The sequence below is a fragment of the Clostridia bacterium genome, from assembly GCA_017438525.1.
In the GTDB taxonomy this organism is placed as follows: Bacteria; Bacillota; Clostridia; order Oscillospirales; family RGIG8002; genus RGIG8002.
The window spans coordinates 43,765-50,156 of record JAFRVI010000057.1 but is presented as its reverse complement, the minus strand read 5'-3'; the positions used below and the strand labels follow the sequence as shown (position 1 = coordinate 50,156).

The 6,392-nt window shown below is 60.0% G+C and carries 10 protein-coding genes; 1 reads left to right on the top strand and 9 read right to left on the bottom strand.

Features of this window, described 5'->3' with window-relative positions; all coding sequences use genetic code 11:
* From IJL83_05925 to IJL83_05885, 9 genes are all read right to left on the bottom strand, one after another.
* A partial coding sequence (locus IJL83_05925; GenBank protein MBQ6553135.1) for an NAD(P)H-dependent oxidoreductase subunit E occupies positions 1-791 on the bottom strand: 791 nt, incomplete at its 3' end.
* 64 nt (positions 792-855) lie between these two features.
* Positions 856-1,227, bottom strand: a complete 372-nt coding sequence (locus IJL83_05920) for a (2Fe-2S) ferredoxin domain-containing protein (protein MBQ6553134.1) — start codon at positions 1,225-1,227, stop codon at positions 856-858.
* Positions 1,228-1,250: 23 nt separating this feature from the next.
* Entirely contained in the window at positions 1,251-1,814 is a 564-nt protein-coding gene (locus tag IJL83_05915) for a sensor histidine kinase (protein ID MBQ6553133.1), read from the bottom strand.
* On the bottom strand, positions 1,811-2,545 hold the full coding sequence (locus tag IJL83_05910) for a PHP domain-containing protein (GenBank protein ID MBQ6553132.1): 735 nt from the start codon (positions 2,543-2,545) through the stop codon (positions 1,811-1,813). Before IJL83_05910 ends, IJL83_05915 begins: the two co-directional genes overlap by 4 nt.
* Positions 2,542-2,868: a hypothetical protein gene (locus IJL83_05905; GenBank protein ID MBQ6553131.1), complete on the bottom strand. Its 327-nt coding sequence runs from the start codon at positions 2,866-2,868 to the stop codon at positions 2,542-2,544. The genes IJL83_05910 and IJL83_05905 overlap by 4 nt, the downstream gene beginning before the upstream one ends.
* 17 nt (positions 2,869-2,885) lie before the next feature.
* On the bottom strand, positions 2,886-4,223 hold the full coding sequence (locus tag IJL83_05900) for a 4Fe-4S dicluster domain-containing protein (protein ID MBQ6553130.1): 1,338 nt from the start codon (positions 4,221-4,223) through the stop codon (positions 2,886-2,888).
* A 34-nt stretch (positions 4,224-4,257) separates the two neighbouring features.
* On the bottom strand, positions 4,258-4,683 hold the full coding sequence (locus IJL83_05895; GenBank protein ID MBQ6553129.1) for an ATP-binding protein: 426 nt from the start codon (positions 4,681-4,683) through the stop codon (positions 4,258-4,260).
* Entirely contained in the window at positions 4,680-5,033 is a 354-nt protein-coding gene (locus IJL83_05890) for a hypothetical protein (GenBank protein MBQ6553128.1), read from the bottom strand. Before IJL83_05890 ends, IJL83_05895 begins: the two co-directional genes overlap by 4 nt.
* 25 nt (positions 5,034-5,058) lie before the next feature.
* Positions 5,059-5,562 carry an NAD(P)H-dependent oxidoreductase subunit E gene (locus tag IJL83_05885; GenBank protein ID MBQ6553127.1) on the bottom strand — a complete coding sequence of 168 codons (504 nt, stop codon included), beginning with the start codon at positions 5,560-5,562 and terminating at the stop codon, positions 5,059-5,061.
* A 354-nt stretch (positions 5,563-5,916) separates the two neighbouring features.
* Between IJL83_05885 and mraZ the strand changes: the two genes are divergently transcribed.
* Positions 5,917-6,390: a division/cell wall cluster transcriptional repressor MraZ gene (gene mraZ / locus IJL83_05880; GenBank protein MBQ6553126.1), complete on the top strand. Its 474-nt coding sequence runs from the start codon at positions 5,917-5,919 to the stop codon at positions 6,388-6,390.
* Positions 6,391-6,392 lie beyond the last annotated feature (2 nt).

Sequence of the window (6,392 nt, the reverse complement as noted above, 5' to 3'; positions counted from 1 at the left end):
TTCTTGCCGAGCAGGCCGTATTCACGGGCCTGGTCAATGGCTATCTGCAGGCGCTGGACGGCGATGGGGTACTCGGCGCGGACGTAGATGAAGCCCTTGTCGGCTCCGATCGCGTAGCCGCAGATCGCCATGCCTTCGATAACGCAGTGGGGGTCGCCTTCGAGGACGGAGCGGTCCATGAACGCGCCCGGGTCGCCTTCGTCGGCGTTGCAGACGACGTACTTCTGCGGCGCCTGAACGGGCGCGCAGAGCGACCACTTTCTGCCGGTCGGGAAGCCGCCGCCGCCTCTGCCGCGGAGTCCGGAATCGCTGACGCACTTGATGACGTCGTCGGGGGTCATCTCGGTGAGGACCTTGCCGAGGGCGGCGTAGCCGTCCATGGCGATGTATTCGTCGATGTTTTCGGGGTCGATGACTCCGCAGTTTCTCAGCACGACGCGCTCCTGCGATTTGTAGAAGGCGGTGTCGCTGAGGGCGACGTCCTTCATGATCTCCTCGGCCTTGCCGGTGTCGTTGTAGACGAGTCTTTCGACGGGTCTGCCCTTGAGCAGATGCTCGGTCACGATCTCCTCGACGTCTTCCGCCGCAACGCGGCTGTAGAAGGTGCCGTCCGGATAGACGATGACGACCGGGCCGAGGGAGCAGAGTCCGAAGCAGCCGGTCTGTACGAGCTTGATCTCGTCGGAAAGGCCGTTCTTCTTTATGCTTTCCTCAAACGCTTCGCGAACCGCTTTGCTTCCGGAGGACGTACAGCCCGTTCCGCCGCAGACCAATACCTGTGCACGAATCATAGTGTATATCATCCTTTCTTAAAATACGGGTTTGATTATTCCGGCATCCGCCGGAGCCGGCGCGTCAGAGCTGGTGCGCCGCTATCGTGTATTCGGTGACGGGTTTGCCGCCCTTGAGGTGCTCTTCGACGACGCGCTTCGCCTTTTCGGCGGTCATCTTGACGTAGGTGATCTTCTCCTTGTCGCCCTCGAAGACTTCGACGACGGGCTCGAACTGGCAGATGCCGATGCAGCCGGTCTGGATGACGGATACCTTGTCGCTGAGGCCCTCCTTGTTGACCTCCTCGACGAAGGCGTTGAGCACGGGGCGCGCTCCGGCGGCGATGCCGCAGGTGGCCATGCCGACTACGACGCGGATATCCGCGACTCCGTCGCGCAGTACGACCTTGTCCTTCATCTTGTCTCTGATCGCTTTGAGTTCTTCCAATGACTTCATAGCTTTTTTCCTTTCTGAATGATTTATGCCGTCGGTTCTCCGGCGTACTGCTCGCGCAGACTGCCTTCGATCCATTTTATGACCTCGTAGCTGTTGAGGGGGATATCCTCCCCGAGAACTTCGCGCAGCTCCCGCGTGTCGAGCTCGACGGCTCCACCGCCGGGCAGGGAGTGGCGAAAGAGGAAATCCGTGTCGGGATGCCCCTGTATCAGCGTCGTGACGCTGGAAACGAGGTCTCCCGTCGGAGTGAAATCGATGTGGTTTTTGAAGAAGCTCGCCCTGACGACCGTGCCGTGATCGTCGGGGAAGTCCTCCTCGCAGCGGGACTCGACCGAAAGCTCTCCGCCCGTCTGCTCCGCCGCCAGCTTCAGCAGGGGAAGCCCCATACCGACCTTGCGGGTCGTGCGGCTCGTGCAGAAGGGGTCGGTCACGACGGCGACCGTCTCCGGCTTCATTCCGCAGCCGTCGTCGGTTATCGTCAGCACGAGGACGTCGTCGGTTTCGTCGATCTCGATCTCGGTCAGCGACGCGCCGGCCTTGACGGAGTTCTCCGCTATATCGAGTACGTTGAGTGAAAGCTCCTTCATTTGTGACGCTCCAGAAGCTCGAAGAGGCGCTGTCGGACGAGCGCGCCGCTGTACGGCTGATCGTCGAGCTCAAAATATTCGCGTTTCTCCTTGACGTCCCAGAGGTAGTGGGCGTCGGAGCTTACGATGATATGCTTGCTTTCGAGGTGATGGAGCCGCGTGAGCTCTTCGACCTTCTCCGGGCGGTTTATCTCCACGCAGGCGAAGTCGGGCTCCGGCGGCAGCGTCCCCAGCACGGCGAGTATGCCGTTCGCCTCGCGGTCGATATGCGCCGGGTAGCAGAGCGCGCCGTATTCGCGGGCGAGGGGAAGCGTTTCTTCTATCGTTATATCGGTCGCGTTGGAGAGGAAGAACTCCTCCGTGCCGACCGTCTCGTCGTTTTCGTTCACGATGAACTGATCGCCGAATATGTCCGTGCGGTTGGGGATGCGCGGCTTGCGCGAGGCCACCAGTTTGTCGAACTCCAGCGCGGCCTCGAGCTCGCGGAAGAGGAAGACGGCGTGGATGTCCTCGGCGGTCGTCAGCTCCATGCCGGCGATCGGCACTATGCCGTACCGCTTCGCCGCCGCGAAGAAGGCGGGGCAGTTGCGGCTTGTGTTGTGGTCGGTCAGCGCCATTATGTTCAGCCCGTTCAGCACACCCATCCCGATCAGGTTGCCCGGCGTGCATTCGTTATCGGCGCAGGGCGAGAGGCAGGAGTGCATATGCAGGTCGTAATAATAGCGGTTCATATCAGTTCGTTCAGCTTGCAGGCCGCGGCGTATGCGCCACAGGGGGCTGAAAGCACGTTGACTCCCTTCGCCTCGGCGGTGGCGGAGACCTTTTCGTCGAGCTCCACGCCTTCGGCGAGTATCACGCAGGCGGCGTCCGCGAGGGAGGCGACGGCGACGATGTTGATGTTGGACATTATCGTTATCCACGCGTCGCCGGTGGTCGCTCTGCCCATCACCCAGCTCAGAAGGTCGCCGATATAGGCGCCGGTGATCTCTCTGTCGCCGTCGGGCAGCGTTATCGGGGCGAAGCCGCTTTTTTCGGAAAACTCTTTAACAGTCATATCGCAGTCCTTTCGGATCAGTCGAACGAGTGGAAATCGTCGGGCAGGGAGGGCTTGTCGGCTTCGGCGCATTCGGCGCAGTTCCCGCCGCAGAGCATATTCTCGAGCTGCGCGACGCGCAGGTTGACGCAGCTTTCCTTCGTCGTCTTGCCTTTGACGACGTCCTCCGCGAAGGCGCGGCAGGTGGGCGCTCCGCAGGCGCCGCAGTCGATGCCCGGCAGCTCCTCGCGGAGCTTCTGGATATCCGCCATCATACGCAGGGACTTGGCCATGTCGTTGCTCAGGCGGGAGATCGGGCGGTACTTCGGCAGGTCGTTGAAGAGGTAGCCGTCGGGGATGTACTTCTCGCCGTTCTTGCCGATGAAGTTGCGCGAAACGGGCAGGTAGCGGCGCAGCGTCTGCAGACGCGCCTTCGCGATGAAGGGGTTCTGCATCGTCAGAACGCCGCCGACGCAGCCGCCGGTGCAGGCGTTCAGCTCTATGAACTCGAGCGGGGGGATGTTGCCGTTCTCGATCTGGTCGAGGATGCGGATGACGTTGTCGATCCCGTCCGCCGCGAGGTAGTTGTCGTTGAAAAGGGCGGTCGCTTCGCCGCCGGTGGACGCCCAGCCGATACCGATCATGCCGGATTCGGAAAGCTGGTCGGTGTTTTTAGAGTGCTTCATCTCGTTGATGAGCAGGAAGTATATGTCGCTGATGGAGACGACCGCGTCGACGGCGCTCTTGTAGTCCGCGAAGCCGTTTTTGACGTAGCTCGCCTTCGCCGGACAGGGGGAGATGAAGCAGACGCCGATCTCCTCGTCCTTCAGCTCGGGGTGGCTCTTCTTGGCGCGTTCCCTTGCGAGACGCGCGGCGACCTCCATCGGCGGGAGCAGGTGGATGATGCTGTCCTTCAGCGAGGGGAAGCGCAGCCCGATAAGGCGCAGCACGACGGGGCAGGCGGAGCTGATGGCGGGCTTCTTGACGCCCTCCGTCTGCAGGTACTGCCGCGTGTAGGCGGAGACGAGCTCCGCGGCGGCGGCGACCTCGAAGACGTCGTCGAAGCCGATCTTCAGCAGTCCGTCGAGGACGTAGTCGACGTCGTCGAGGTTGTCGAACTGCCCGTAGAGCGTCGGCGCGGGCAGCGCGATCTTCCACTTGAAGCCGTCCATCGCGTCCAGCTTGGAGCAGACGGCTTTCTTCGCCTTGTTGGGGCAGACGCGTATGCATTCGCCGCAGTCGATGCAGCGTTCCTGGTTGATGACGGCGTGGCCGTCCTTGATGCGTATCGCTTCGGTAGGGCAGTGCTTGAGGCAGGTCGTGCATCCGTTGCACTTCTCGACCTCGAGGCATACCGAATGTTCGTATTCGTTCATACCGCACTGCTCCTTTCCTGAAGTAATTATTGAATCAACCTATGTTGACTCTCATGGTGATCGTTGTTCCCTTGCCGAGCTCGGTGTCGATCTCCATCGAGTCGGTGTAGCGTTTCATGTTTGGCAGCCCCATGCCGGCGCCGAAGCCGAGCGAACGAATGCTGTCCGAAGCGGTGGAGTATCCCTCCTGCATCGCGAGGTCTATATCCGCGATGCCGGGGCCGTTGTCGGAAAGCACTATCTCGACGGCTTCCGGCGAAACGGTCACGTCCGCGGCTCCGCCGTGGGCGTGGATTACCATGTTGATCTCGCCTTCGTACATTGCGATGGAGACGCGCCTGATTATCTCGGGATCGATCCCGAGCTGACGCAGGTTCTTCTTGATCTGCACCGATGCCTGACCGGCCGAGGTGAAGTCGGTGCCGTCGACGTCGTAATGGAAGGTTATGGCGTTGCTCATTGCTTCACCCTGTTGCCGACCAGCCCGTTCTCGTAAAGGTGGCCGCAGGCCTCGTACATACGCATTTTGGTCGCGAGCAGGACGATCTTGTCCTCCTTCGCCAGCGCCACCATCTCTTCGGTGGGGCGCTTTGAGCGCACGAAGACGATGCAGTTCATGTCCATCATCTCCGCGGTGCGCACGACCTGCGAGTTGACGAGCCCCGTCAGCAGGACCGCCTGGTCCTTGACGTAGGCGAGCACGTCGCTCATCATATCGCTTCCGCAGGCGGAAAAGACGTCTCTGTCGAGCCACTCCTCGCCGCAGATGACTTCCGCGTCGAGCAGCTCCTTAATGGTAGAGGTTTTCATCTGGCGCTTCCTTTCGGTGCAGGCGTTACTTGCCGAAGCCGTACTTGGCGAGTATGCCGTCAAGCTGATCGACGGTGAGGCGTCCGTAGACGTCGTCGTTGACCGTCATAACGGGGGCGAGGCCGCAGGCGCCGACGCAGCGGCAGGCGTCCAGACGGAACTTGCCGTCGGGAGTGCATTCGCCGTTGTCGACTCCGAGCTTCTCCTTGAGCTTTTCGAAGATGTCGCCGGAGCCCTTGACGTAGCACGCCGTGCCGAGACATACGGAGATGTTGTATTCGCCCAGCGGCTGCAGGGAGAACTGCGCGTAGAAGGTGACGACCTCGTAGACCTTCTCCATGGAGACGTTCAGCTTCTCGGCGATCATCTTCTGGACCTCATAGGGCAGATAACCGTAGATCTTCTGCGCTTCCTGCAGGACGGGGATCAGGGCGCCGCTCTGGCCGCTGTACCTGTCGATTGCCTTGAAGAGCTCTTCCTGCTGTTCTTTCGTTCCCTTGAAGGGGATTTTGGTGATGGTGTTTGCCATTGTCTGAATGACCTCCTTGTGATTGTCGGGGAGAATTTTTCTCAAACAAAGGTATTATACCAAAACAGACACTCAATTGCAAGAGAAAATACGCCCGTTCGACAAAAAAATTATTGGTAGATTATTGAGAGGCGCCGATGCTCCGGCGATTGAAAAAAACGACGTTTCGCCGCGGCGGAAAATGCGGGAGGGCGTCGATTGTCCAAAGAGGGCGGCTTCTGCGGAAAACCGCGGGGAAACCGCGAAAAACGCCGCGTTTCCGACGTCCGCCCGAATACGAAAAATTTTTTGAAAAAATATCAAATTAGGGGTTGATTTTTTTGAAATTATAGGTATAATTGTGAGTATAGTGGTATGAAATCCCATACAGTGGTAACAAATCCCATAAATCGCGGACGAAAGGAGGCCGGACTTATGCTTATAGGACACTACAACCACACGCTCGATCAGAAGGGCAGAGTCTCGGTCCCCGCGAAGTACCGTGACGAGATGGGCGCGACCTTCGTGGTCTCGAAGGGCTACGGCAACTGCGTATCCGGCTACCCGCTCGACAGGTGGGACGCGTGGCGCGAAAGCGTCGAGAAGCTCCCCGTCAGCAAGAGCCGCGTCAAGAGGTTCTTCCTCGGCTCGGCGTTCGAGGTCGAGGTGGACAAGCAGGGGCGCATAATCCTGCCGGCCGACCTTCGCGAGTTCGCGGGACTTGAGACCGACGTCGTCGTCGCCGGCATGAGCGACCATATCGAGATATGGAACCGCGACAAGTGGCTCGACGAGGAACGCAGGGACGACGAGGATATCGAGGAGCTGCTCGGCAGCATCGAGATATAACA